Raw genomic sequence first — 25,268 nt, 5'->3', positions numbered from 1 at the left:
GAATGTGCTGACCTTCGGAGACGGCAGCGCCATCCGGCCTCATTGCAGGAATTGCCTGAAGCGACGAAGGGACAGGACGAACAATACTCCGCCGATTGCCAGCAGCGCGGCGAATTGCGGCCACACCACGGTCAGACCGGCGCCGCGAAACAGGATGGCCTGGGCAAGGATCACGAAATGGGTGTTCGGCGCAGCGAGCATGATGTCCTGGATGATCTCGGGCATGCTCTCCCTCGGGGTCGTGGCCCCCGACAGCATCTGAAGCGGCATCAGCACCAGCATCAGCAGGAGACCGAACTGCGGCATCGTGCCGGCGGACGTGGCGAGAAAGATGCCCATGCAGGTGGTCGCAAAGAGATAGAGCGCCGTTCCGATCAGGAACATCGGGATCGAGCCGTCGATCCGGACCGCCAGCAGGCCCTGAACGATGAAGACAAGCGATATGCTGGCTGCAAGGAACACGACGAGCCCCATCGACCAGATCTTGCTCGCCATGACCTCGAACGGGGTCACCGGCATGACCAGGAGATGTTCGATCGTGCCGTGCTCGCGCTCGCGGATCAGGGCCGCGCCGGTCAGGATGATCGACAGCATCGTGACCGAGGAAATGATGTTGTTGATAGCTCCGAACCAGGTCCTGTTGAGCTCGGGATTGAAGCGTGCGCGGAGCGCCAGATCGATCGGCAGCGGCGCGGCCGAGCGGTAGCGGGACAGGAACTCGCTGACCTCGTCGGTGACGATGGACTGGATGAAGCCGCTTCCGGTGAAGGCCTGCGACATCCGAGTTGCGTCGACATTGAGCTGGACGGCGGGCGATCTCCGCGCCAGAAGGTCGCGCTGGAAATTGGGCGGGATGTTGAGCGCAAAGGTATCGAGCCCCGAATCCATACGGGCCATCATCTCGGATTGCGGGATCAGCCGGGGAATAGTGAAATAGGGCGGGCTGAAGGCCGTGATGATGCGCGTTGCGGCGGGAGATCTGTCCTCGTCGACGATGGCGATCGCGGCCTGGTTGAGGGTCTCCGGTTGTGCGCTGGAGGAGGTATAGATCGAGATCGTGAAGGCATAGACGATCAGTATGAGCATCATGGGATCACGGAGCAGGCCGCGGAGCTCCTTGATACCGAGCTGAATGACATTGCCGATCTGCATCTAGTTTGCCTGCTTCTTGAGAAGCACAGCGCCGAGCGCGAGCAGCACCGGGACCGTGACGGCGAGAGCCACGAAGGGTTCGGACAGATCGCCGAAGTCGAGGCCCTTCGAGAAGGTGCCGCGTGTAATGGTGACGAAGTGGGCAGTCGGATAGATTCGCCCGACGAGGGCGCCCGCGCCCTGGAGCGAGGAGACCGGATCGACCAGTCCCGAATATTGCGTGGCCGGGATCATGGTGAGCAGCGCGGTCGCGAAAATCGCGGCAATCTGGCTTGCCATGAACGACGAGATCACGAGGCCCATCGCAGTCGTGATGATGACGTATAGCAGCGCGGCCGAGGCGAAGGCGGCGAAGCTGCCCGTGAAGGGGACGCGAAAGATGAACACGGCGAAGGCGGTCAACAGCAGGAAATTCAGCATCGCGAGCGCCACATAGGGAAGCTGCTTGCCGATGAGAAATTCCAGCCGCGTCACCGGGGTGACGTAGAAGTTGATGATCGATCCCAGCTCCTTCTCCCGCACGACGCTTAGCGTAGCCAGGATGGCCGGAATGATCAGGAGCAGGATCGGGATCACGGCCGGCGCCATCGCGACGATGCTCCTGATGTCGGGATTGTAGAGGAAACGAACCTCGATCTGGAAATCGCCGGTGGTGCCGGCGCTGCCATGGAGCTGCTGGGCGCGCTGCGCCAGCCAGGTCGTGTGCATCGCCTGCACGTAGCCGCGCACCGTCTCGGCACGAGACGGCATTGCGCCGTCGACCCACGCGCCGATCTTGACGTTGCTGCCACGGGCGACGTCGCGGCCGAATCCGGGCGGAATCTCGATCGCAAGACTGAGCTCGCCGCTGCGCATGCGGCGATCGAGATCATCATAGTCGGTGATCGGCGCAAGTTCGGTGAAATAGCGTGAACCTGCGATCTGGAGCACGTAGTCGCGGCTGGTCGTGCTGTCGTCGCGGTCCATGACGGCGAAAGAGAGGTTCTCGACGTCCATGTTGATGCCGTAGCCCATCACGAACATCAGGATCAGGCTGCCGAGGATCGCAAGCGTGGCGCGGATCGGATCGCGCCTGAGCTCGAGCGCCTCGCGCTGGGTGTAGGCGAACATGCGGCGCGGATCGAAGACGTGCAAGGCGCCGTGCGCCTTCGCGGCAGTCTTGCCGGTGATTTGCGGCGCCGGCGATGCCCCGGCCGGATTCGTTGCCGCGATAGCGTCCTCCAGATAGGCCACGAAGGCCTGTTCGAGATTGCCGCCGCCGCGCCGGGCGGCAATTCCCGCCGGCGTGTCGCTGATCATCACTTTGCCGGCGTGCATCAGCGAGATGCGATCGCAGCGTTCCGCCTCGTTCATGAAATGGGTGGAGACGAAGATCGTGACATTGTCGTGCCGCGAGAGATCGGACAGGATTTGCCAGAAGCCATCGCGTGCGATCGGATCGACGCCGGAGGTCGGCTCGTCCAGGATCAGGATATCGGGCGCGTGGATCATGGCGACGGCAAGCGACAGGCGCTGGCGGACGCCGAGCGGCAGAGCGTCGGGCAGGGCGTCGATGACCCCGGCGAGATCGAAGCGCTCGACCATCTCGCGGACCCGGTTGCCGATCGTATCCGGCGCGAGCCGAAACAGGCGCGCGTGCAGCTCCAGGTTCTGACGGACGGTCAGCTCGCTATAGAGCGAGAAGGCCTGCGACATGTAGCCGACGCGGCGCCGGACATCCATGTCCCTGGGGTCGACCTCGTGTCCGAACAGCCGCGCTTCACCTTCGCTTGCCGGCAGCAGCCCGGTGAGCACCTTCATGGTCGTGGTCTTGCCGCAGCCGTTGGAGCCGAGGAAGCCGAAGATCTCGCCGCGGGCGATACGAAAGCTCACATGATCGACCGCAGTGAAATCGCCGAACCTGACCGTGAGCTGCTCGGCTTCGATCGCGATGTCCTCGCCCTGGTCGCTCGCGCGAGGCGGGATGACCACCTCTCTGTGGGCCCGACGTTGCTCCTCCGGGAGCAGGGCGATGAAGGCGGCGTCGAGAGTGTCGGTATCTGTCTGTTGCAGCAGCTCGGACGGCGTGCCGGTTGCGAGCACCCGCCCGTCGTCCATCGCGACAAGCCAGTCGAACCGCGCCGCTTCCTCCATATAGGCGGTGGCGACGATGACGCTCATGCCGGGGCGATCTTTCCGAATGCCCTCGATCAGCTCCCAGAACTGGCGCCGCGAGAGTGGATCGACACCGGTGGTCGGCTCATCGAGGATCAGCAGGTCTGGGTCGTGGATCAGCGCGCAGCACAGGCCAAGCTTCTGCTTCATGCCGCCGGACAGCTTCCCCGCCGGCCGGTCGGTGAACGGCGCAAGGCCGGTATCCCGCAGGAGCTGGCCTATTCGCTCCTCGCGCTCGTGCCGATCGTGACCGAACAGACGCCCGAAGAAGTCGACATTCTCGAACACGGAGAGCGTCGGGTAGAGGTTCTTGCCGAGACCTTGCGGCATGTAGGCGATTTGCGGGCAGGTCTGTCGCCGGTGAGCGGCATCGGCCATGTCGCCGCCAAGCACGAGAACACGGCCTTGCTGGATCGCGCGCGCTCCTGCGACGAGCGACAGCAGGCTCGACTTGCCGACGCCGTCGGGGCCGATCAGGCCGACCATGCGTGCCGGCGGAATCTCGAGCGTGATGCCGTCGAGCGCGCGCGTCGTACCGTAGGACAGCCCGACCGCTTCGAGGCGTATCACCGGAGGCGGATCGGGCGCGTCGCTCATTTGACCAGATTTTCCGTAAGCTGCGCCGGCCATTCGGCCTTTTGATCAAGGCGAACGAAGGCGCGGCCGGGAAGCCCGGTCTTGACCTGCTCGATGTTCCTCCGCAGCAGATCCGGCGGAATGTGCGCCCTGACCCGGAACATCAGCTTCTCACGTTCCACCTCGGTTTCGACCGTCTTCGGCGTGAATTGAGCGACGCTGGCGACGAACGTCGCTCTGGCGGGAATGACCCATTGCGGCGCGGCGTCGAGGACGAGCCGGACCTCCGAACCGATCGCGACACGGCCAGCCTGGGCCGTCGGCAGGAAGAAGGTCATGAAGACGTCGCCGAGATCGACGAGATTGAGCACGCGTCCACCGGCGCTGAGAACCTCGCCGGGCTGGGCCACGCGGAACTGGACGCGTCCGTCACGTGGTGCGCGAAGCGTCGAGTCGTTCAGATCGGCCTTGATGCTCTCGATGGAGGCTTTCGCCGCCTCGACCGCAGCCTCCGCATCGACCACTTGCGCCTCGGCCGCACCGATGGCGGCTTCCGAGCCTGCAAGCTGGGCCTCCGCCGCCGCGACGGCTGCGCGTGCGCCGTTGGCGGTCGCCCGGTCGTCGTCGAGCACCTGCTGGGACACGGCACTGGTCCTGATCAGCTGTTCGGAGCGCTGGAGCCTCCGGTCGGCTGCATCGTACTCCGCGCTGCGCTGCGCGATCACCGCGGTCGCCGTTTTCTTCTCGACCTCACGTTGGGTGACAAGGCTTTTGGCCGTCTCGATTCCGATCGTGGCACGTCGCAGCTGGGCCTGTGCCTGGCGAGCCTGCGCCTCGAGCTGCACCGTATCCATCTGCGCCAGCGCCTGTCCCGCCGAGACCAGATCGCCTTCGCGCACCAGGATGTCGCGAATGCGCCCCGGTGTCTTGGTGGCGATATCGATCTCGACCGCCTCGATGCGGCCGTTGCCACTGGCGAATCCGCTTGGAAGACCATCGCCCCCAAGCGCCTGCCAAGCGAAGTAGCCGCCGACGCAGAGTGCGACGGCAACGAGCGCGATCAGCCAGCGTTTTCGATTAGGTGTCATGACCCGGGCTGCTTTGTCGCGCAACGGGGTGGAAATGGTCGCATCCGCTCCGTCGATGCTGCGCGGGATCGCGGGCGCGATTCATCCTCGCCCCCGCGGTCCAAGCGTCAGATTGGTCACGCCGGCGGCAAGGTTCAGCCCGATCGACCGTTCGATCGACAACGGCTGAAGCATGACGCTCCGGCGAGAGCCGCCGATGAGGACGTTGGCGCCGAGGCCAGGACCCAACGCGACATTGCCGCTTGCACCGACATATTGGCCGCGCAAGGTACCGGGACCGATCCGCGAGTTCCTGGCGAACACGACCCAGGACAGGGTGCCGGCGCTGGTTACGCCGATGTCCAGGCCGACGCGCCTGATCCGTCCCTCGTAGATATATGTCCGCTGCGGGTGCCGTCTGTGGAACGTGCAGCGCAGCGATTGCGCCGATCCGAGCACCAGTCCGACACGCGGCGTCGACCAGCACAACAGCCTGCCGACCCGAAACGCTTCGGCCTGCGCGGGTGGTGCGACACCGCAAGACCATGTCAACGCAGCGATGGCTGCAAGATGCCGAAATTTGTGCATTCAATCCTCCGCCTGGTTGCTCGTTCGCGTGGCGACGTGCGGCGGCCTGCGGTCCTGGCGCACCCAGAACGAGATGGCGAGTCCGATGAGCAGCACGGCGCCCAGCAGGAAAAAGAAGATGGATTGCTTCAGCCAGGAGATCGCCGGCACGGCCGCGCCCATCGCAAGGCCAAGAAAGCTGATCTGCACCGACAGCAGGCTCACGCCCGCAAGGAACGTGCCGAGCGCGAGCAAGGTCAGCAGGACGAGGCCGGTTGCCGGCGTGGGCAGCAATTGCTGGACGCCGGAAATGAGCATGATGTTCATCGTGACCAGGACGGCGATCCAGTGCAGCGCCTGTGTCCAGATCAGGCGGAGCTGGTTGTCCCTGCCATCGACCTCCGGCCATTTGGTCACGACGCAGACGACGCCGATGGCGAGCGCCAGGAATTCCCAATAGCCGGTCAAAGGCTGGTGCGAGACGTTGGTATAGGCGACGCCCGCGATGGCGAGCAGCAGCGCAACCAGATAAGGTAGCTGCTGCCACATGAATTGAGCCGTCCCCGATCGCGTCGGGGCGGTCTCGTGGAGATCGCTTTGCTGCGCGTCAATTCCGCTCATGACTGATCGCTCGCAATCGTTGCCGGCCTCGGATCGTCGCCAAGATAGTCCTCGACATAGAACCTGATGATAGCGACCCGGCCGATGGCGACGAGAGGCATCGCGAGCGCGATGCCGAGGACACCGAACAGGGAGCCGAGGAGGACGATCGCGACCAACGTCCAGGCCGGCGGGATTTCGACCGCCTGGCGCTGGATCAGCGGGCCGATCACATAGCCCTCGATCGACTGGATGATGGTGTAGATCACGACGGCCCAGATCAGCAGCGATGCGCCGAGCGGCATTGCCACAAGCGCGATCGGGATCGCGGCAACGATCGGCCCGAGATAGGGAATGAAGTTCGACAGGCCTGCCTGAAGCCCCAGCACGAAGGGACCGGGCAGCCCAATGAGATAGAGCGCGATCCAGACGCACAACGTCATCAGGACGATGCGAACCAGTTGGCCGACGAACCACAGCCGCATGATGCCGCCCATCTCATCCATCACGGCGCGCGCACGGGCGCGGTATGAGTGCTTGACCAGCATGACCACGCTTTCGCGATGGCCGGTGGGATCGAAGGCGAAAAGGATGCCGAGGAACAGGATCACGAGCACCGCGGAGAGGAAGCTCGATGCTCCGCCGAGCAGAAACTGGGCGTGGCTGAAGAACCGGCCCTGATCGGCGAACAGCCATTGAGCGAAGTCGCGGCCCCATTCCGGGCCGAGCAGGTCCACGCCATATGACAGCAAGTGCTCCTGGAGCACGTCGACCTGGGCATCCATGACTTTGAGCAGCAGGCGCGTCTGTTCCGGCAACTTGCCCGCGCCCCAGGCCATTCCAAAGCCTGATAGCGCGGATAGCAGCAGAAGCACGAGCGTCAGGCGCCAGGCGCGGCTGATCGGAACGATCGAAGCCAGCGCTCGCGCCGCGGCGTCGAGCAAGGCCGCGAACAGCACGCCGGCGAAGACGATGAGCAGGCTGGAGACCGTCTGCCATATCAGGAACAGGGCGACGCCCGTGGCGAGCAGGGAGAGGCCGACGGCGAGCATGCTTCTTGGCGGCTCGGCGCTGTCCGGCCGTTCGGCAGCGGTCAGCACGACCTCGCGGAATCGATCTGGTCCCATCCTGGAATCGCTCATCGCTCGATCCATCGCCAGGCATCTCCGGCGCAATGCCGCTGCCGGCCGTGGGGCGCCTCCGCAGTGGCCTCAGGTACGAACGCGACGGCTGCCATAATGCGGGTGCCGGCCGCCGCGATGACGCCAGTAGCGGTGCTTGACCGGGTTGGTGTTGGTGTTGGGGACTGCCTCCTTCGGCGCAGCCGCACCTGTCTGCGCTGGTGCCGCCGCGCCGGTGTCCTTCGGTTGCGCGATCGAGAGGGATGGCAGGGCAAGGGCCACCAATCCGGCCAGAACCAGGCCGCGACCAATGGCGTGAATGTTCATGCCCGCCTCCATGCGCTCAGGGGACCACGGCTCGGATCGAGACGGCTCCGAGGGCAGGCAATCTTAGAAGTGCGCGTGGTGTGCGCACATCGGGGATTCTCTGTAGGCGGCGAGGGCAGGAAATCGGCCGGCGCGATGGACGCGCAACTCCGTAAAAGCGCCGCGGCTAAAGAGGCGCTGCCCTGGCGCTCACGAACAGGAAGCTGGGGCTGGCCGCCCGGCAACGAGCACGACGCTGCCGCGGAAGAACTCGCCGGCCCTGGCGAGTTCGGTGGCAAAATGCCGGGCATGCCGGACGGCCGCATCCTGATCGATGCAGTCGTGTCCGATGCCATCGGGACAGACACCGTATTTGTCGGCGATGTGAAAGAAGAAGCGCATGCCCCGGACTAGGGCAGACGGGGCGCTGGCTTCCAAGTGACAAAGGCGTAAGGCGCCTACGCCGAAAGGCTTAGGCGCCATGGCCTTGCGGATCGGTAACGTGAGCGTGGCGGTGGCTGCTTGGCCCTTCGCCGGTTGCAGCGCGCGCGGGTGGTTACCGCCAGCACCAATAGGGTGATTGGCCGATGTCGCTCCGCCGGTACGAACGTTAGCGTCGCTGTCCTCTGTGAGATCCAGAGGAGGCCAACCATGTCCAATTTCGACCAGAACCTGACCAATCCGCAGGCGAGCGGCAGTGCGAGCGCGGTGGACGCCGGATTGCACGACTATATGCTGCGGATTTACGGCTATATGGCCGGCGGCGTCGGCTTGACCGCGCTCGTCGCCTGGCTGACCTACGAGATTACCGGTCCCGCGCTGCTCCAGAGCCCGTTGATGTGGCTGTTCATCCTGGCGCCGCTCGCATTGGTGTTCTTCATCGGCTCGCGCATCAATACGCTGTCGGTGTCGACGGCGCGGCTGCTGTTCTTCATCTATGCAGCCCTGATCGGTATTTCGCTCTCGATCTTGCTGCACATGTATACCAGCTCGTCGATCGCCCGCGTGTTTTTCGTCGCGGCGGCGAGTTTCGGCGCGCTCAGCATGTTCGGCTACACGACGCGGCGCGATCTCTCCGGCCTCGGCACCTTCCTGTTCATGGGGCTGATCGGAATCATCATTGCGAGCCTGGTCAACCTGTTTCTGTCGTCGAGCACGCTCGATTGGCTGATCTCGATCGTGGGCGTCGGCGTGTTTGCCGGCCTCACGGCCTACGATACGCAGCGGATCAAGGCGATGTACGACAGCGCCGATGACCATACCTCCGCGGGGCGCAAGTCCGTCATCGGAGCGCTGTCGCTCTACCTCAATTTCCTGAACCTGTTCCTGATGCTGCTGCGCCTTGCCGGCGGAAGGCGCTGAGACGAGCAGGGCGGCGGCTCAGGCCGCCGGCCGCTCCACGGCGCTCTCGAGGGCATCGCGCAGGATCTTTTCCTTGGTCTCGTCGAGCGAGGTCTTGAGCACGACGCCGCCGGCGTCCTTGATCTCCTTGATCACCTTGTCCGCGGTCATGTGCTTGATCAGCACGAACAGGGCCGCGTTGCCGGACTTAAGGTTGGCGGACAGGCTCTTCATGAAGGCATCGTCGATGCCGAAGTCGGAAAGCGCGCCGCCAAGCGCGCCCGAAGCCGCGCCTACCGCGACACCGAGGATCGGATTGAGGAAGAGCACGCCGATGAGCAGACCCCAGAAGCTTCCCGTCATCGCGCCCATGGCGGTCGTGTTGACGAGCTGATTGAGCTTGATGCCGCCCGAATCCGTCTTCACCGCGATCACGGCGTCGCTGATGGTGATCAGATATTCCTTTTGCAGCTTCAGCAGTCGCTGACGCACTTCCTCGGCTTTCGCTTCGGACGGATACACGATCGCGACAAGATCCGACATGGGAGACCTCCCGTTAGGTCGAAAGACAGGCACCGGAACAGCCCGCCCGACCTTATCGCGCAAGCGTCGCTTTCGGGATCGGACGAAACCCTCGACACCGTGGATGAATGTCCCGATGGGCAAGCTCGCACTCGGCGCGAATTTCGCACGCGGAACCTCGGTTCGAAAAATCCGCATATGCTGCTATTTACTCGTTCCTGACCGGACCCGCGGCGCCGCCTACGATCGACGTGGCACAAGTTGCATATTCGTGCGTTGCAGAGCGGGCGTCACGAATTCGAGATTTTATTCCCATTGCAATGCTACTTGATGGTGTGAGCGCTGTTCGGGGTGTATAGTCGGTTGGCTCCAGGGCGGCGGACCTTCCGGAGCCGGATTGTGGATGTTTGGCGGGCGGGGGCCCACGACTGCTTTCGGTGCCGAAAAGGCGCCTGAATAGAGTGAGTGCGTACCGTGAAACTACATGGCCGTCCCCCCACAGAGTTGCATCGTACCAGCCTCGGGAGCTGGCCGCGAATAGGTTCGGACGATTCGATCGAGGCGCTCCATTGGAAGTTTTCGAGGGATCTTCTCTTCGTCGTTCGCCCGATCTTTGAGGGGCGGTTCGCCTATGAGGCGATCAATCCCGAGTTCGAATCTCATCTCGGCCTCTCGTCAAAGGACGTCCGCGACATGGATGTCTTCGATTGCATGAGCGGAGACGATGCCAGAGCCGTCTGCGAGACGCTTCGGGCGTGTCTCGCCGAAGGTGCCGAGATACGGATCCGGCAGCGTCTCGCGCTCGGCGGCTCGCCCCGGAACATCGAAACGACCGTGGTGCCGGTCGTCGATCCATCGGTCGGCGGCGTGGTCGGACTGATCGGCAGCCATCGTTCCATACGCAACGGCCCCCGCGAGAGCGTCATCGAACGCGACGACGGCCTCGCCATGGACGTCGGCCTGTTGTCCATCCAGGAAGGCATCCAGCAACGGATCGCGTCAGACCTCCACGATTCGACCTGTCAGCATTTGATTGCCGCCAGCCTTGGCTTGATGCGGGTCCGGAGCCATCTCGGCGAGACGGCCTCGGCAGGGCAGCTTTGCGACGACATCGATACGTCGATTGACGAAGCTCTCCGCGAGATCCGCGCCTTTGCCTATCTGCTGCATCCCCGGAATCTGGCGGGAGAGGGCCTGAAGGCCACCATTGAACGATACGCGGAAGGATTTGCGGCGCGCACGTCGTTGCGGGTGACGGTCGACATCGTGCCGGAGGTCGATCGGTTGCTCTACGAAACCAAGCGCTCGTTGCTGCGCGTCGTCCAGGAGGCCCTGACCAACGTTTTCCGTCACGCGAAGGCGACGGAGGTGGCGATTGTCATCGACGCGACCAATGATTGGTTCCACTTGACGGTCCGCGACAACGGACGCGGCCTCCCGGTAGAGCCCGGCCGGCGCGGCACCAGGACAGCATCGATCGGGGTCGGAATTCCGGCGATGCGAGCACGGCTGCACGAGATTGGCGGCACGCTCGACATCCATCCCAATCGGGCAGCGCCGCAATCCGGCACGGTCTTGTACGCAGCGTTTCCGTATGCCCTGGCGGCAATGCGAGACAATCGGCGAAGAGACACGACAACGACGCGGCCGCGCAGGCAGACGGTCAAAGAGAGAACACTAGCCCCCCGCGGTGCCAGGTCCAGGGTCCGGACCGAAACGCTGTGAACGGATACTGGAGCGCTCTGCCATGAAGCGAATTCTCATTGCCGACGATCATGAGGCGGTACGGTCGGGATTACGGGCGGTGATCGAGCAACGGGCGGATTGGGAGGTAGTGGCTGAGGTGAACGATGGCGGCAAGGCGGTGGCCGCCGCGATCGAGAGCCGGCCCCATGTCGCCATCGTCGACTTCTCCATGCCGCGCATGACCGGCGTCGAGGTGGCGCGGCGGATCAGGGATTATCCGCTGCAGACCGAGGTGCTGATCTTCACCGTGCACAATTCTGGCCTGCTGGCGCAGCAGGCGTTCGAGGCCGGGGCGCGCGCATTCCTGGTGAAGTCCGATGCCAACAAGCTGCTGCTTGCCGCAGTCGAATCGCTGCTGCTGCACAGGCCGTTCTGCAACAGAAGCTGCTCGACGGAACTCGATCGCGGGCCTGTGGGCGATGGCAAGCGCCACGACGATCTCACGGCGCGGGAGCAACTGGTGGTCAAGCTGGTTGCCGAGGGCTACAGCAACAAGGGAATCAGCGCGATCCTCAACCTCAGGGTCAAAACGACCGAGGCCCACCGGGCGGCCGCGATGCGTAAGCTCGAGGTGAACTCGACGGCAGGGCTGGTTCGCTACGCCGTCCGGGCCGGACTTGTCGAGGCTTGAGGCGGGAACACCGACGCGGCGTTCCGGAGGTCAGGACCTCCGCCGAGAGATCTCAGGGTTTTGCTGGATAACGCCCGCAGCCGCGGCCCATATGATCGCCAGCGTCGTTGACGGCCTCGCGGGCAAAGCGGGGAAAACGGGAACGATGCCGTGAAACGCATCTTGATTGCGGACGATCATGAAGTCGTGCGATCCGGTTTGCGCGCGATCGTCGAAACGCATTCCAACTGGATCGTGAGCGGAGAAGCGACCAACGGCGAGCAAGCGGTTGCGCTGACGCTCGAAACCAGGCCGGATATCCTGATCGTGGACTATTCCATGCCGATCATGAACGGCCTGGAGGTCAGTCGCCGCCTCAAGGCGCTCCATCTCCGGGCCGAAGTCCTGATCCTGACGATGCACGAGAGCGAGGAGCTCTTGACCGAGGCCATCCTGGCGGGGGTGCGCGGCTTCCTGTTCAAGTCGGACGCCCGCAAGCACCTGATCTTCGCGATCGAGGCCCTGCTCGACGGCAGGCCCTACTTCACCAGCATCCTGCTGGAGAAGCTGCTTCACGATTACCAGGTGAACAAGCAGAACCGGGCCGACATGTTGCTGACCTCGCGCGAGCAGAGCGTGGTCCAGCTGATCGCGGAAGGGCATACCAACAAGTCGATTAGCACGATCCTGAAGCTGAGTGTGAAGACGGTCGAGACCCACCGCGCCTCGGCTATGCGCAAGCTCAGGATGTCCTCCACCGCCGAGCTGGTCCGCTACGCCATTCGCAAGAAGCTGGTCGCGCCCTGAAGACCGCTGTTACGCCACGTCGCGCGCCTCGGCACAGGCGAGACGTCCCGTATTCCGGTGAGGCCCGCGATCTGCAACGAATGCGCGATACAGCGCGACGGATACGAGCCAGGCAAACCCGAACAAGCCGATCACCACGAAGCCGAGATCGGCAAGGCTCTCGTTGAGGCCGGCAATGGCCGACCACAAATGGCCTGACAGCTCGAACTGCCTGCCAAGCAGGCCGAGCGCCTCCACCCCGCCGATGAAGAGCGCGATGACGACCGACGCCCCCGTGATCGTGAGGTTATACCAGAGCTTGCGCAACGGATCGACGAAAGCCCAGCGATAGGCGTTCACCATCAACACACTGTCGGCGGTGTCGACCAGTGCCATGCCGGCGGCAAACAATGCCGGAAACACCAGGACGCTCCCGGCTGACCCGCCGCGAACCGCCTCCGCTGCCGAGATGCTCATCAGGCCGATGGCGGTTGCCGTATCGAAGCCGAGCCCGAACAGGAAGCCGAGCGGATACATGTGCCAGGTCTTCGTCACGATACGGAACGCCGGGCTGAGCAGGCGCGCAAATACGCCCACACCGGGAGCAGCGTCGAGATGTTCCATATGGTGGCTTGCCTTCCGGGTTGCAGATCGGAAGGTGCGCCACAGGCCGATGAAGATGGCAAGATTGATCAGCGCGATCAGCAGCAGGAACGCGGCCGAAACCGAAGTGCCGATCAGGCCGCCGATGCGCCTGCCCGGGCTGTCATCACCCCAAAATCCGATTGCGGTTTCCGACAGCAGCATGGTCGCCGCCACGACCACGCTGGAGTGCCCGAGCGCGAAATAAAGTCCGGCGCATTTCGGCGCACCGCCTGCCTGGATCAACTTGCGCACCGCGTTGTCGATCGCGGCGATATGATCGGCATCGACGGCGTGACGCAGGCCGAACACCCAGGCGAGCAGGGCGGTCGCCATGACCACTGGACGGTCGGCGAACAGCGCGAATGCCCAGAGCCACGCCGCGGCATTGGCGAAGATGAGCCCGCCGAACAGCAGGGCGGTGCCGAGCTCGATACCTCGCAAAGACCGCTTCGTCGCCTGGTACGTCGCTTGGCCCATGGCCGCACCTCGGTGTGAGCTTCATCAAAGTCCATCATACTGACGAAGGCAAGAGCCCAGCATGACGACGCCGGCTCATTGGTATTTCCCGATCTCCGACTGAGTAGAACACCGGATGATTCTTGCCGGAGACTTGTTCCAACGTGGCTGCGGTCCTTGGGAGCCGGGCTCCGGGAGAATCCCATGCAGCTAACCCCGCGAGAGTTCGACAAGCTGCTCGTCCACATGTTGGCCGACGTGGCGCTGAAACGACGGGCCAAAGGCCTCAAGCTCAACTATCCGGAAGCGGTCGCCGTGATTTCAGCGGCGGCCCTCGATGGCGCACGCGCGGGCAAGACGATCGAGGACGTCACCAACGAGGCGCGCACCGTTCTCACCAAGGCCGACGTCATGGATGGCGTTGCCGATCTCATTCCGATGGTGCAGGTCGAGGCCGTGTTCAGCGATGGCAGCCGCCTGGTCACGGTACATACGCCGATCCAGTAAACGTTTGGAGGAGGTCGACATGGCCGGACCAAAACTAGGCCCCAAGATTGCCGCCGATGTCGATCCGGCCACGTCGAGCGTACCGGTCGGTGGCTATGTGTGCAGCCCGGCAGCGATCACCTTCGATGCCGATCGGCCGGTGACCGCGCTCAAGGTGCGCAATGCCGGAGACCGCCCCATTCAGGTCGGCTCGCACTTCCACTTCTTCGAGGTCAATCCCGCGCTGGAATTCGATCGCGCCGCGGCGTTCGGCCTGCATCTGAACATCCCGTCCTCGACCGCAACGCGGTTCGAGCCCGGCGACGAGCGCGAGGTTCAGCTCGTTCCCTATGGCGGCAAGCGCGCCGTCTATGGCTTCAATAATCTTGTCGATGGTCCGACCGCCGACAAGAACGCCGCCAAGATGAAATCCAGGGCGGTGGCGCTGGCGGCGGAACGGGGCTTTCGTTCCTCGCAGACCAAGGCGTGACGCGTCCATTTCTTGAACGAGGGCCGTGATGGCGACCATCTCCCGGCAGGAATATGTCGGCCTGTTCGGGCCGACGACAGGCGACCGGATCCGCTTGGGCGATACCGGTCTGTTCGTTGAAATCGAGCGCGACCTGCGCGGCGGCTACGGCGACGAAATCGTCTTCGGCGGCGGCAAGAGCATGCGCGAAGGCATGGGAATGGACAATCAGGTGACGCGGGCGGGCGGCGCACCCGACCTCGTGATCACCAACGTGACCGTCATCGACGCGATGCTGGGCATCGTGAAGGCCGATGTCGGCATCAAGGATGGGCGCATCTGTGCGATCGGAAAGTCCGGCAATCCGCAGACAATGGATCGCATCACGCCCGGCCTGGAGCTGGGCCTGGCGACGGACGCCATCTCGGGCTCACATCTCATCCTAACGGCTGCCGGGATCGACACGCACATCCATTTCATCTCGCCGCAGCAGGCCGAGGCTGCGCTCTCAAATGGCACGACCACTTTGATCGGCGGCGGGACCGGTCCTTCGGACGGATCCAACGCGACAACGGTCACGTCGGGCCCCGGCAACATCAGCATGATGCTGCGCGCGTTCGAAAACTGGCCGCTCAACGTCGGCATTCTCGGCAAAGGACACGGCCACGGCAAAGCCGCCTTGGTCGAACAGATCGAGGCGGGGGCGGTCGGCGTGAAATGCCACGAAGACTGGGGCACCACGCCGGCTGTGCTTCGCTCCGCGCTCACGGTCGCTGATGAGACCGATACCCAGGTCTGCATCCATACCGACACGCTGAACGAGTCCGGCTTCATCGACGATTCGATTGCGGCGTTCGAAGGACGAACGGTCCATTCGTTCCATACCGAAGGATCCGGCGGCGGCCACGCGCCCGACATCATCAAGATCGCCGGGCTCCCCAACGTCCTGCCGTCGTCGACCAACCCCACGCTCCCCTACGGCATCAATTCGCAGGCGGAGCTCTACGACATGATCATGGTGTGTCACCATCTCAGCCCCGATATTCCCTCGGATGTCGCATTCACCGAGAGCCGGATCCGCGCCGAAACCATCGCCGCGGAGAACGTCCTTCAGGACCTCGGCGTCATCTCGATGTTCTCGAGCGACTCGCAGGCGATGGGGCGGATCGGGGAATGCTGGCTCCGCTGCATCCAGACCGCCGATGCGATGAAGACGGGACGCGGCAAGCTGCCGGAGGACGCACCTGGCAACGATAATTTCCGGGTGCTGCGCTACGTCGCGAAGATCACGATCAATCCCGCTATCGCGCATGGCATCGCCGACGTGCTCGGCTCGGTCGAGGTCGGCAAGATCGCCGATCTCGTGCTGTGGGAGCCGGCATTCTTCGGCGCCAAGCCGAAGATCGTGATTAAGAACGGCTTCATCAGTTGGGCGGTGATGGGCGATCCGAACGCCTCGCTGCCGACGCCGCAACCGACCTATTACCGGCCGATGTTCGGCGCCTACGGGGATGCGCTGGCCGCCAATTGCATCACCTTCGTCTCCGGCGCCGCGCATGCCGCCGGCGTCAAGGAACGGCTTGGCCTGCGCCGCCAGGTGATGCCGGTGAGGAACGTGCGCAAGATCGGAAAGCAGAACATGGTTCGCAATACCGGCACGCCGAAGATCGAGGTCAGTCCGGAGACCTTCGCCGTGACCGTGGACGGCAAGCACGCCACCGTTCCGCCACTGACGACGGTGTCGTTGAACCAGAAATATTTCTTCAGCTGAGGATCGGCCATGATCATGATTGAGAGCGTCCTGGGCAATTCCGTCGATCCGGTATGGGCCGGACGGCTGTCGGACGCCGAGATAGATCTGGTCGAGATCGACCAGTGGGAGGCGCAGAAGAGCCGCTTCCGGAAGACCACGGCCAAGGGCGCGCAGGTGGCAGTCTCTCTCGATCGCCACACGCATCTTTGCGACGGGGACATCCTGCTCTGGAATGAGCAGACGCGGGCGGCGCTGGTGGCGCGGATCGAGCTGCGGGACGTCATGGTTGTGCATCTGGACGAGCTGACGACCGAGGCGCCCGACCTCGCAATGCGGACATGCGTCGAGCTCGGCCACGCCATGGGCAACCAGCACTGGCCGGCCCTGGTCAAGGGCACCTGCGTCTATGTCCCGCTGACCGTCGATCGCAAGGTGATGGCCTCGGTCATGAAGACGCACCGCTTTGAGGGCATCCGCTTCGAATTCGTCTCCGGACGCGAGGTCGTTCCTTACCTCGCCCCGCATGAATCCCGCCGGCTGTTCGGCGGCGCCGAAGGGCCGGTGCATTCTCACGCGCACGAGAGCCACGTCCACGACGCGGCAGAGGCGGGGCAGGTCAACGGACACTCGCCGGCGCACGTCCACGCTCATCCGACTCCAGCTCCACATCAACGAATCTCGCCGGTAACGGCCGGCTCCGCACGTGATCACCGCAAATGATAATGCGGGCGCAACGAGGAGTTCCGCGTGGCTCTCGCGGCTGCTCCAGTTTGGCGACTCGATGTTTCCCGTCGGCGCGTTCTCGTTTTCGTCCGGACTGGAATCCGCCGTTCAGGAAGGCGTCGTCACTGACGTGGCCACTCTGCGAGCCTTTGCGCGGACGGCACTGGAGCAAGCGGCGCGCGGTGACTGCGTCGCACTGATCGCTGCGCATCGCGCGGCCCTCGCCGGAGACATCGAGACCCTCGCGCACATCGACGCGCAGGTCTATGCGCGCAAGCTCTCGGGCGAAGCGCGGGTGATGTCGGTTCGCATGGGCCGGAAGTTCACTGACATGGGTGTCGAGGTGGTCGGCGCGCCGCTGCTTTGCACCTGGCGTGAATGCATTGCGAAAGCGGTCACTCCGGGCTGCTACCCGATCGCGTTGGCGATCAATTTCGCGGTGCAGGAGTTGCCCGCTTATCAGGCGTTCGTTGTGCACCAGTATGGAGTGGCGACAACGATCCTCGGTGCGGCCCTGCGGCTGATGAAGATCAGCCACATCGAAACGCAGAGGATTCTCTACGAGCTCACCGGACAGGCGGAAGCGATGTACGCGGTCGCCGCGACGGCCCGGCTGTCGGATATGGCCGGCTTTGCGCCCCTCACGGAAATTCTGGCCGCTGTCCATACCCGCGCGCATGTGCGCCTGTTCATGAACTGACGTCGAATGGAGCCTCGTCATGTCGAAGAGTATCACGCGCATCGGTATTGGCGGCCCGGTGGGGTCGGGAAAGACCGCGATCGTCGAAGCCATCACGCCGCGGCTACTCGATCTCGGCATCAAGGTGCTCATCATCACCAATGACGTGGTGACGACCGAGGACGCCAAGCACGTTCAGCGGACGCTCAAGGGCATTCTGCTGCATGAGCGCATCATTGGCGTGGAGACGGGCGCCTGTCCGCACACCGCCGTGCGCGAAGATCCGAGCATGAATCTTGCCGCGGTCGAGGATATGGAGCGGCGCTTCCCCGACAGCGACGTCGTGCTGATCGAGAGCGGAGGGGACAATCTGACCCTGACGTTCTCGCCCGCCTTGGTGGACTATTTCATCTATGTGATCGATGTCGCCGCGGGCGACAAGATCCCTCGCAAGAACGGCCCCGGGATCACTTATTCCGATATCCTGGTCATCAACAAGACCGATCTTGCCCCTCATGTCGGAGCCAGCCTCGAGGTGATGAGACGGGATTCGCAGCTGATGCGCGGCGCAAAGCCGTTCCTGTTCACCAACTGCAAGACAGGCGAGGGCATTCCGGAGCTGGTGGGGCTGATCGAGCGGGAGTTCCTGTTCGACATCAATCCGCGCGCACGGCGGTCGGCATGATACCGGCAGCGTTCCATCCCTGGTCCCGGGCCGAAGCGCTCGGCGCATCGATGCCCGAGTTTGCGTCCTTTCAGGACGAGCCGCCGCAGATGCGCAGCGGCACTGTCGGAAAGACGGGGTTCCTGCGCCTGGGCTTCGAACGGCGTTCTGGCCAGACCATCCTGACCGATTTGCAACGCCGCGCGCCCTATATGGTGCAGCGGCCGCTGTACTGCGATGAAGCGATCCCAGGCTTGGCGAGCGTGTTCCTCATCACCACCACCGGCTGCGTGTTGCAGGGCGACCGGCTCGGTCTCGACGTAAGCCTTGGTCCGGCTGCGCAGGTTCATTTGACGTCGCAGTCGGCCACCAAGATTCATGCGATGGACGCCAACTACGCGGCGCAAAGCCAGACGATCACGCTCGCCGACGGTGCCTATCTGGAGTTTCTCCCGGATCCCGTGATTCCGCACCGGCACTCGCGGTTTCTCAGCGATACGCAGATCTGCGTCGCGCCGTCGGCGACCTTGCTGTTCTCGGAAATCATTCAGCCCGGCCGCAAGCACCATCATCCCGACGAGTGCTTTGGCGCAACCGTGTTGTCGATATCGACCTCGGCTGCGCGGCCCGATGGCCGATCCCTGTTCGCGGAGAAGCTGGTGATCGAGCCGCAGCGTTATGAGATGCGGCAGACGGGTGTAATGAATTCCTTCGACGTACTCGCCAACGTGATCCTGTGCACGCCCATGGAGAGGGCGGAGCGCATCCACGAACGCATGCAGGCTGCGGTCGACCTCGCGGACGGGATCGCCTTCGGCGCGTGTCGCCTGCCCAATGAGGCCGGTCTGATCTTCAAGGTGCTCGGCCGGGAAACGGCGCAGGTAAAGGCCAAGGTACGCGAATTCTGGGGGATAGTCCGCGAAGAGGTCGTCGGTGCCGCGCTGCCGCCGCCGTATTTGTGGCGGTAGCAAGCGCTGCCGACGGCTTGCCGGCCGACGGGTTCGAGGAGGCAGCAATGGAAAAGATCTTGGCCAACTGGGAAAGCCTCTCGGTGTCGTCAGGCGCGTTGCGGTTCCTGGACACCAATCTGCGCGGCATTGGACAGGTCATGTTCCAGGATAATCCGCTGAGCGGGGCGCTCTTCCTCGCCGCGATCGCCTGGGGCTCCTACGCTGCCGGCACACCCCAGGTCGCGATCGCCGGCGTGCTCGCGGTTATCGTCTCGAACCTGACGGCGCTATGGCTTCACGTCGAAAGCGAGCCGCTTCATTCCGGTCTCTATGGCTTCAACGGCATTCTCGTCGGCCTTGCGCTGGCAACGTTCCTGGCGCCCGGACCGCTGCTTTGGGTGTATGTGATCTTGGGGGCGGCCGTCTCCGTGGTCGTGATGCTTGCCACCACGAACGTCGTCAAGCCTTGGGGAGGCGCGCTCACATTTCCGTTCGTGCTCACGACGTGGCTGCTCTTGCTGGCTACGTATGGGTTTTCCGGCCTTGCGGGAACGGCGCTGCCGTCCGGCGCAGTCGTGACCGCCTTCCAACCCTACAAGGCGAACCCGCTCCAGCTGATCGACCTCGGCAATGGCGTGGTCCTGAGCATCTCCCAGGTATTTCTGAAAGGCAGCGGCATCTCAGCGCTGCTCCTGCTTGCGGGGCTTGCTGTGAGCTCCCTCGCAGCAGCCGCCTTCGCGCTCGGGGGAGCGGTCTTGGCTGTGCTGACGGCCCATCTTTTCGGCGCCGAGAGCGACCTGATCACCGGTGGCCTGCTTGGGTTCAGTCCGGTTCTGACGGCGATCGCGCTTGGGACCGTCTTTTATCGGCCGAGCTGGCGCGTCGTGGCCTACGCAGCCCTTGCGACGGTGTTCACGGTGATCGCTCAGGCAGCCCTGAACGTGGCGTTGACCCCGTTTGCCATCCCGGCGCTTACGGCGCCCTTTGTCCTGGTGACGTGGCTGTTCCTGCTGCCGCGACAGCGGTTGGAGACGGTCGCTCCTGTCGCCAACGACGTCGAAAAGCCTGTCGCAGGAGCTTGATCCGCAACGCGGCGATCATCGCTCCGAAATTGCTGGAAGGTGCACCATGGGATTGCTTGGGGTGTTGGTCGGACTAGCGCTGCTGATGTGGCTCGCGTACCGGGGCGTCAGCGTGCTGCTGGTCTCTCCGCTGGCGGCGCTCATCGCGGCCGCATTCTCGGGCGAACCGTTGCTGGCGCAATGGACGCAAACATTCATGAGCGGGGCGGCGCGGTTCGTCGCGCAATGGTTTCCCATGTTCATGCTGGGTGGCCTGTTCGGCAAGCTGATGGGGGACAGCGGCTCGATCAGCGCCATCGCGCGAGGTCTGACGAAACGGCTGGGAACCAGCCGCACGATATTGGCGGTGGTGATCGCCTCGGCGATCGTGACCTACGGCGGCGTGAGCGTGTTCGTCGCATTCTTCGTGCTGGTGCCGATGGCGCACGAGATGTTCCGGGCCGCGGACCTGCCGCGCCGTCTGTTGCCGGCAACGATCGGGCTCGGTGCATTCACGTTCACGATGTCGGTGATGCCCGGAACGCCCTCAGTCAACAACGCCATTCCGATGCCGTACTTCGGCACCACCACCTTCGCGGCTCCCGGCCTCAGTATTATCGCGTCGATTATCATTTTCGTCTTCGGAATGTGGTGGCTACGTCGGGCCGAGGCGGCTGCACTCAAGGCCGGCGAGGGGTACGGCGGCGGGGTCGATGTCGCGCCGGTCGTCAGCGAGATGGTTCGCGAGCAGGCGGCCCCCGCAGGCGACTTCGATCCGGCCGAGCTGCCGCATGGCAAGCCAGCCGAAAGTGGGCCTAGCTTCGCGCTCGCCGTGCTGCCCCTGGTCGTTGTCATTGGCACGAATTTCCTGATGTCGCTTGTGGTGTTCCCGCGACTCGATTTTTCGTTTCTATCGGAGGAGCAGTGGGGCGGCACGACCATCGGGGCCGTGTCCGGCGTCTGGTCAGTCATCGTAGCGCTCGTTGCGGCAAACCTGACCGTCCTTCTCGTCAACCTGCGACGCTTGCCCTCCGTGCGCGAAAGTCTCGACGCCGGAGCGAATTCCGCGGCGTTGCCGATGCTGATGATCGCGAGTCTTGTCGGCTTCGGCGCAGTCGTGGCCGCACTACCGGCATTTGCGACGGTTCGCGACGCGGTCTTCTCGATTCAGGGCGGACCGCTCGTCTCGCTGGCCGTCTCGATGAATGTCCTGGCGGGGTTGACCGGGACCGCGTCCGGCGGCATGGCCATCGTCCTCAACGCGTTCGGCGACGACTTCATGCGCCTCGCGGCCGAGCACCACCTCGCTCCGGAATTGATGCATCGCATCACGACGATGAGCGCCGGTACACTGGACGCGCTTCCCCACAACGGCACCGTGCTCCTGCTGTTGCAGATCAGTGGTCTCACCCACCGTGAAAGCTATCTCGACATGGTGATGACCGTGATCGTCAGCTGCATCATCGCGCTCGTTGCCGTCCTGATCCTGGGGTCGATGTTCGGATCGTTCTAACTCATCCCGCAAGGAATCCGCCGTCCACCGCGACCACCGTACCCGTCGCATATTGCGACGCCGGCATGCAGAGGAATGCGACTGCGCCGGCAATGTCCTCTGGTTGTCCCCAGCGCTTGAAGGCAGTGCGGTCGGCGATGCGTTGATAATGTGCGCGATCGGTGCGGCCGGCGGCGTTGATCGCGGTTTCGATGTAGCCGGGTGCCACCGCATTGACGCGGATAGCTTCCTCGGCCCATTTGAGGGCGAGTGCCTTGGTCAACATCACGACGCCGCCCTTGCTGGCGCAATAGGCAGGGATGCGCGGCAGCGCCAGCGTCGCATTCATCGAGGCGATGTTGACGATCGAACCCTTGCTCTCCGCGAGCAGCGGACGGAATGCCATGCAGGTCCGGAACGTGCCGGTGAGATTGACGTCGAGCACCTTCATGAAAGTCTCGATCTCGAATTCCTTGTCGCGTGCAAGAATGCCGGCGCAATTGACCAGCGCGTCGACGCGCTTGTGCTGGCGGGCGAATGACATGACGGCGGCATCATCGGTGACATCCAGCGTCGCGAGCGTGAGGCCCGCGCGTGGCTTGAGCAGGGTGCGGGCAAGATCGGTATCGTTGGCACCGGTTGCCGTGACAGTCGCGCCGAGGTCGCAAAACTGGTTGCTAATCGCAGCGCCGATGTCGCCGGCGCCGCCGATCACGACGGCATGAAAGCCGGGTGCGAGAGAGAAGTTGGAATTCATCGCGCGTGTCTCACTTCAGGGATTTCGGAGGAGGAGCGGTCGATTCACGGACCACCAGCGAGAAGTCGATCTCGCGGTGCATGATGGTCTGCTCGCCGGCGAGGCTTCGGACCAGATATTCGCCCGCACGCTGCCAGGTTTCTCCGGTCGGGACGTGGATCGTGGTCAGGCTCGGCCGCAAATGGCGGCTCCAGTCGAGATCGTCGAAGCCGACGACCGACAGATCGCGCGGCACCGAGAACCCGTCGCGCTCCGCCTCGAGTAGCACGCCATAGGCGATGACGTCGTTGCCGCAGACCACGGCCGTCGGGCGGTCCTTGAGGTTGAGGAGATAGCGGGCCGCCTCGCGGGCGTCGTCGAGCGTATAGGGCACCTCGACATGCCATTGCGGGGGAAGCTCGAGGCCGTTCTCGGCGAGCGCGCGGCGGAAGCCGGCGACGCGGGCGCTGGCGCGGTCATTGTTGCGCTGGAGCGCCGAGACGATCCCGATCCGGCGATGGCCGAGCTCGATGACATGCGCGGCGGCGCGATGGGCTGCGGCCTCATTGTCGGTGCCGACGCAAGGGTAGGGCCGGTCAGGCTGATAGATGCCGACATTGATGAAGGGCACCGCATTGTCGGCGAGCAGTTTTCGCAATCCGTCGTGATGGCAATCGCCGCGCAGCACGAGCCCGTCGACACCGCGGCTGATCAGATTGCGCGCCTGCTGTAATTCGACCTCGAGATCATATCCGCTGGTGGTGAGGAACAGCATGTATCCGACCGAGGACAGATATTGCTGAAGCGAGGCAATGCCGCGCGCGAACATCGTGTTGTCGATGGTCGGCACGATCGCGCCGAGCGTGCGCGAGCGGCGCGATGAGAGGATCCGTGCCGGCGCATGCGGAATGTAGCCGAGCGCGTCGATGGCCTGCTCGATGCGCGCGCGTAAGGACGGGCTCACCGCGTTGGGATTGTTGAGGGCGCGCGAGACCGATGCCGTCGAGACGCCGGCGCGGGCCGCCACGGCGCGGATGCCCTGCTTCACAGACTTGGCGTTGGTCAGTCTCATGAATGTAACGTTACATCTTGCGTAGGGAGCCGCTCGGTAGCGATAATGTCGCAAATCTGCCGTGGATTGTGCAGCTTGTCCATGCTTGACAGGGCGAATGTGAGGTTTATTTTGTAACCGTTTTCAGTGGTGCTCAAACGTGTTCAAAATGGTCCGCCAGCTTAAGGCGGCCAGCCGGGAGGAGAGTTCGATGAAGGCCAGGATGCTCGCGACGCATGTCGCGTTGCCCGTTCTCGCGATTGCCGTCAGCGCGCAGGCGCGCGCCGCCGATTTCGACTGGATGAAGTTCAAGGGCAAGACCGTCACCTTTCTCGCCAACAATAATCCTGTCTCGCAGGCGCTGCTGACCTACAAGGCTGATTTCGAGAAGCTGACCGGCATGACCCTGAAGGTCGACGGTTATCAGGAACAGCAGATGCGCCAGCGTCTGGTCACCGTCATGAATGCGAACAGCGACGAGGTCGACGTGTTCATGACGCTGCCTTCGCGCGAGGGCGAGCAGTTCGCGGCGGCCGGATGGTACGCTGATCTCACGACAATGGCCAAGAACGAGGTCGCCAAGGACTATGATCCGAGCGGGCTGAGCCAGGCCCTGCTCAAGGCCGCGACCTTCAACGGTAAGCTCACCAGCATGCCCATGAATCTCGAAGGGCCGATCTTCTATTATCGCACCGACATCTTCAAGAAGTGCGGCCTCGATGCGCCGAAGACGATCAAGGACGTCGAGGCTGCGGCCGAGAAGATCAAGACCTGCGATAGCACGGTGACGCCGTTCGTCTCGCGCGGCCTCAAGCCGGCGGTCGCCTACACCTTCAGCAACCTGCTGCACAATATCGGCGGCACATACATCGCCAACGGCAAGTCGAACCTCTGTTCGGCCAAGGGCAAGGAGGCGCTTGACACCTATAGCCGGCTGCTGCGCGACTTCGGACCGCCGGGCGTCGTCAACTACAGCTTCCAGCAGATTTCGGCGCTCTATCGCGGCGGCCGCGCCGCAATGGCGTTCGAATCCTCGAATGAACTGCGCACGGTGATGGAAGGCGGTGCGCGCCTGAAGGACACCGGCCTGCTGCCGTTCCCGGCGGGCGATGCCGGCCAGGTGCCGACCACGATCGGCTGGGGCATGGCAGTGTCCTCGCACAGCAAGCAGCCGGATGCGGCCTGGTACTTCGTGCAATGGGCGACCAGCCCCGAGGTGCAGAAGAAGATGGCGCTCCAGGGCATCGCGCCGCCGCGCCCGTCCGTCGCCAACGATCCCGAGTATCGCAAGTGGATCGACGAGGAGCCGGTGCGGAAGGAATGGCAGGCCGCGCTCGACGTGCTCGCCACCAAGGGTTCGTCCGAAGTCGGCTATCCCATCGTCGCCAATCCGCAATCGCGCGAGTTCATCGGGCAGGCGGTGCAGGACCTGATCCTGAAGCAGAAGCCGATCGACCAGGCCTGCGCGGATGCCGACAAGGCGCTCGATGCGCTGATCGCACTGAATTAACGGCCTCATGCCGGCAGGCAAGCTGCCTGCCGGCACCTAACTCGA

25 protein-coding genes and 1 pseudogene are annotated in these 25,268 nt (G+C 63.8%); 14 read left to right on the top strand and 12 right to left on the bottom strand.

Translation table 11 applies throughout. The features are described 5' to 3' along the window. Nucleotides 1–39: 39 nt before the first annotated feature. From FOM02_RS29470 to FOM02_RS47235, 8 genes are all read right to left on the bottom strand, one after another. On the bottom strand, nt 40–1,152 hold the full coding sequence (locus FOM02_RS29470) for an ABC transporter permease (protein WP_027559062.1): 1,113 nt from the start codon (nt 1,150–1,152) through the stop codon (nt 40–42). Next, entirely contained in the window at nt 1,153–3,903 is a 2,751-nt protein-coding gene (rbbA, locus tag FOM02_RS29465) for a ribosome-associated ATPase/putative transporter RbbA (RefSeq protein ID WP_027559063.1), read from the bottom strand. It lies immediately after the preceding gene. Beyond that, nucleotides 3,900–4,970 (bottom strand): HlyD family secretion protein, encoded by a 1,071-nt coding sequence (locus FOM02_RS29460; protein WP_265440338.1) that lies wholly within the window; start codon nt 4,968–4,970, stop codon nt 3,900–3,902. Before FOM02_RS29460 ends, rbbA begins: the two co-directional genes overlap by 4 nt. 81 nt (nt 4,971–5,051) lie before the next feature. Continuing rightward, nucleotides 5,052–5,537, bottom strand: a complete 486-nt coding sequence (locus FOM02_RS29455; RefSeq protein WP_027559065.1) for a DUF992 domain-containing protein — start codon at nt 5,535–5,537, stop codon at nt 5,052–5,054. After that, nucleotides 5,538–6,137, bottom strand: a complete 600-nt coding sequence (locus FOM02_RS29450) for a hypothetical protein (RefSeq protein ID WP_027559066.1) — start codon at nt 6,135–6,137, stop codon at nt 5,538–5,540. It abuts the gene before it with no gap. Then, nucleotides 6,134–7,258, bottom strand: a complete 1,125-nt coding sequence (locus tag FOM02_RS29445; protein ID WP_027559067.1) for an AI-2E family transporter — start codon at nt 7,256–7,258, stop codon at nt 6,134–6,136. Before FOM02_RS29445 ends, FOM02_RS29450 begins: the two co-directional genes overlap by 4 nt. A gap of 69 nt (nt 7,259–7,327) precedes the next feature. Continuing rightward, the gene (locus FOM02_RS29440) at nt 7,328–7,564 is read right to left on the bottom strand and encodes a hypothetical protein (protein WP_027559068.1); all 237 of its coding nucleotides are present in this window, start codon (nt 7,562–7,564) and stop codon (nt 7,328–7,330) included. 189 nt (nt 7,565–7,753) lie between these two features. Beyond that, complete coding sequence (locus tag FOM02_RS47235) at nt 7,754–7,945, bottom strand: DUF6894 family protein (protein ID WP_084334272.1); 192 nt, start codon at nt 7,943–7,945, stop codon at nt 7,754–7,756. 249 nt (nt 7,946–8,194) lie between these two features. On the opposite strand from FOM02_RS47235, the gene FOM02_RS29430 reads away from it, so the two are divergent. Further along, nucleotides 8,195–8,905 carry a Bax inhibitor-1/YccA family protein gene (locus tag FOM02_RS29430; RefSeq protein ID WP_027559070.1) on the top strand — a complete coding sequence of 237 codons (711 nt, stop codon included), beginning with the start codon at nt 8,195–8,197 and terminating at the stop codon, nt 8,903–8,905. An 18-nt stretch (nt 8,906–8,923) separates the two neighbouring features. On the opposite strand, the gene FOM02_RS29425 is transcribed toward FOM02_RS29430, so the two are convergent. Continuing rightward, nucleotides 8,924–9,427, bottom strand: a complete 504-nt coding sequence (locus FOM02_RS29425) for a DUF1269 domain-containing protein (protein ID WP_027559071.1) — start codon at nt 9,425–9,427, stop codon at nt 8,924–8,926. A gap of 444 nt (nt 9,428–9,871) precedes the next feature. Between FOM02_RS29425 and FOM02_RS29420 the strand changes: the two genes are divergently transcribed. The 3 genes from FOM02_RS29420 (at nt 9,872) to FOM02_RS29410 (ending at nt 12,569) form a co-directional block, all read left to right on the top strand. Then, complete coding sequence (locus FOM02_RS29420) at nt 9,872–11,131, top strand: ATP-binding protein (RefSeq protein ID WP_265440337.1); 1,260 nt, start codon at nt 9,872–9,874, stop codon at nt 11,129–11,131. Between the two features lie 22 nt (nt 11,132–11,153). Continuing rightward, entirely contained in the window at nt 11,154–11,783 is a 630-nt protein-coding gene (locus FOM02_RS29415) for a response regulator (protein WP_027559073.1), read from the top strand. Between the two features lie 150 nt (nt 11,784–11,933). Then, entirely contained in the window at nt 11,934–12,569 is a 636-nt protein-coding gene (locus FOM02_RS29410) for a response regulator transcription factor (protein ID WP_027559074.1), read from the top strand. A gap of 9 nt (nt 12,570–12,578) precedes the next feature. On the opposite strand, the gene FOM02_RS29405 is transcribed toward FOM02_RS29410, so the two are convergent. Beyond that, on the bottom strand, nt 12,579–13,670 hold the full coding sequence (locus FOM02_RS29405) for a HoxN/HupN/NixA family nickel/cobalt transporter (RefSeq protein WP_035729955.1): 1,092 nt from the start codon (nt 13,668–13,670) through the stop codon (nt 12,579–12,581). A 183-nt stretch (nt 13,671–13,853) separates the two neighbouring features. On the opposite strand from FOM02_RS29405, the gene FOM02_RS29400 reads away from it, so the two are divergent. From FOM02_RS29400 to FOM02_RS29360, 9 genes and pseudogenes are all read left to right on the top strand, one after another. After that, nucleotides 13,854–14,156, top strand: coding sequence for an urease subunit gamma (locus FOM02_RS29400; protein ID WP_027559076.1), 303 nt, complete (start codon nt 13,854–13,856; stop codon nt 14,154–14,156). Between the two features lie 19 nt (nt 14,157–14,175). Continuing rightward, nucleotides 14,176–14,625, top strand: a complete 450-nt coding sequence (locus FOM02_RS29395; RefSeq protein WP_051378492.1) for an urease subunit beta — start codon at nt 14,176–14,178, stop codon at nt 14,623–14,625. Between the two features lie 28 nt (nt 14,626–14,653). Continuing rightward, nucleotides 14,654–16,375 (top strand): urease subunit alpha, encoded by a 1,722-nt coding sequence (locus FOM02_RS29390; RefSeq protein ID WP_027559078.1) that lies wholly within the window; start codon nt 14,654–14,656, stop codon nt 16,373–16,375. Between the two features lie 9 nt (nt 16,376–16,384). After that, nucleotides 16,385–16,960: pseudogene (gene ureE, locus FOM02_RS29385) on the top strand (urease accessory protein UreE); the annotation flags it as partial. A gap of 100 nt (nt 16,961–17,060) precedes the next feature. Further along, nucleotides 17,061–17,780, top strand: coding sequence for an urease accessory protein UreF (locus FOM02_RS29380; RefSeq protein WP_027559079.1), 720 nt, complete (start codon nt 17,061–17,063; stop codon nt 17,778–17,780). Nucleotides 17,781–17,799: 19 nt separating this feature from the next. Then, the gene (ureG, locus tag FOM02_RS29375; RefSeq protein WP_027559080.1) at nt 17,800–18,444 is read left to right on the top strand and encodes an urease accessory protein UreG; all 645 of its coding nucleotides are present in this window, start codon (nt 17,800–17,802) and stop codon (nt 18,442–18,444) included. Next, nucleotides 18,441–19,391 carry an urease accessory protein UreD gene (locus tag FOM02_RS29370; protein ID WP_027559081.1) on the top strand — a complete coding sequence of 317 codons (951 nt, stop codon included), beginning with the start codon at nt 18,441–18,443 and terminating at the stop codon, nt 19,389–19,391. Before ureG ends, FOM02_RS29370 begins: the two co-directional genes overlap by 4 nt. 47 nt (nt 19,392–19,438) lie before the next feature. Then, the gene (yut, locus tag FOM02_RS29365; protein ID WP_028146337.1) at nt 19,439–20,455 is read left to right on the top strand and encodes an urea transporter; all 1,017 of its coding nucleotides are present in this window, start codon (nt 19,439–19,441) and stop codon (nt 20,453–20,455) included. Between the two features lie 46 nt (nt 20,456–20,501). Next, nucleotides 20,502–21,947 carry a GntP family permease gene (locus tag FOM02_RS29360; RefSeq protein WP_027559082.1) on the top strand — a complete coding sequence of 482 codons (1,446 nt, stop codon included), beginning with the start codon at nt 20,502–20,504 and terminating at the stop codon, nt 21,945–21,947. A 1-nt stretch (nt 21,948) separates the two neighbouring features. On the opposite strand, the gene FOM02_RS29355 is transcribed toward FOM02_RS29360, so the two are convergent. Continuing rightward, nucleotides 21,949–22,683, bottom strand: coding sequence for an SDR family NAD(P)-dependent oxidoreductase (locus FOM02_RS29355; RefSeq protein WP_027559083.1), 735 nt, complete (start codon nt 22,681–22,683; stop codon nt 21,949–21,951). 10 nt (nt 22,684–22,693) lie between these two features. Next, nucleotides 22,694–23,734, bottom strand: coding sequence for a LacI family DNA-binding transcriptional regulator (locus tag FOM02_RS29350; RefSeq protein ID WP_027559084.1), 1,041 nt, complete (start codon nt 23,732–23,734; stop codon nt 22,694–22,696). Nucleotides 23,735–23,924: 190 nt separating this feature from the next. Here FOM02_RS29350 and FOM02_RS29345 point away from each other — a divergent pair, with 190 nt between their 5' ends. Further along, nucleotides 23,925–25,223: an ABC transporter substrate-binding protein gene (locus tag FOM02_RS29345; protein WP_027559085.1), complete on the top strand. Its 1,299-nt coding sequence runs from the start codon at nt 23,925–23,927 to the stop codon at nt 25,221–25,223. The last annotated feature ends 45 nt before the right edge of the window (nt 25,224–25,268 follow it).

Origin of the sequence: Bradyrhizobium sp. SEMIA, assembly GCF_014844175.1 — a bacterium.
Lineage (GTDB): Bacteria > Pseudomonadota > Alphaproteobacteria > Rhizobiales > Xanthobacteraceae > Bradyrhizobium > Bradyrhizobium arachidis.
The sequence above is the reverse complement of the archived record's forward strand: the minus strand, read 5'-3'. Positions and strand labels throughout refer to the sequence as shown.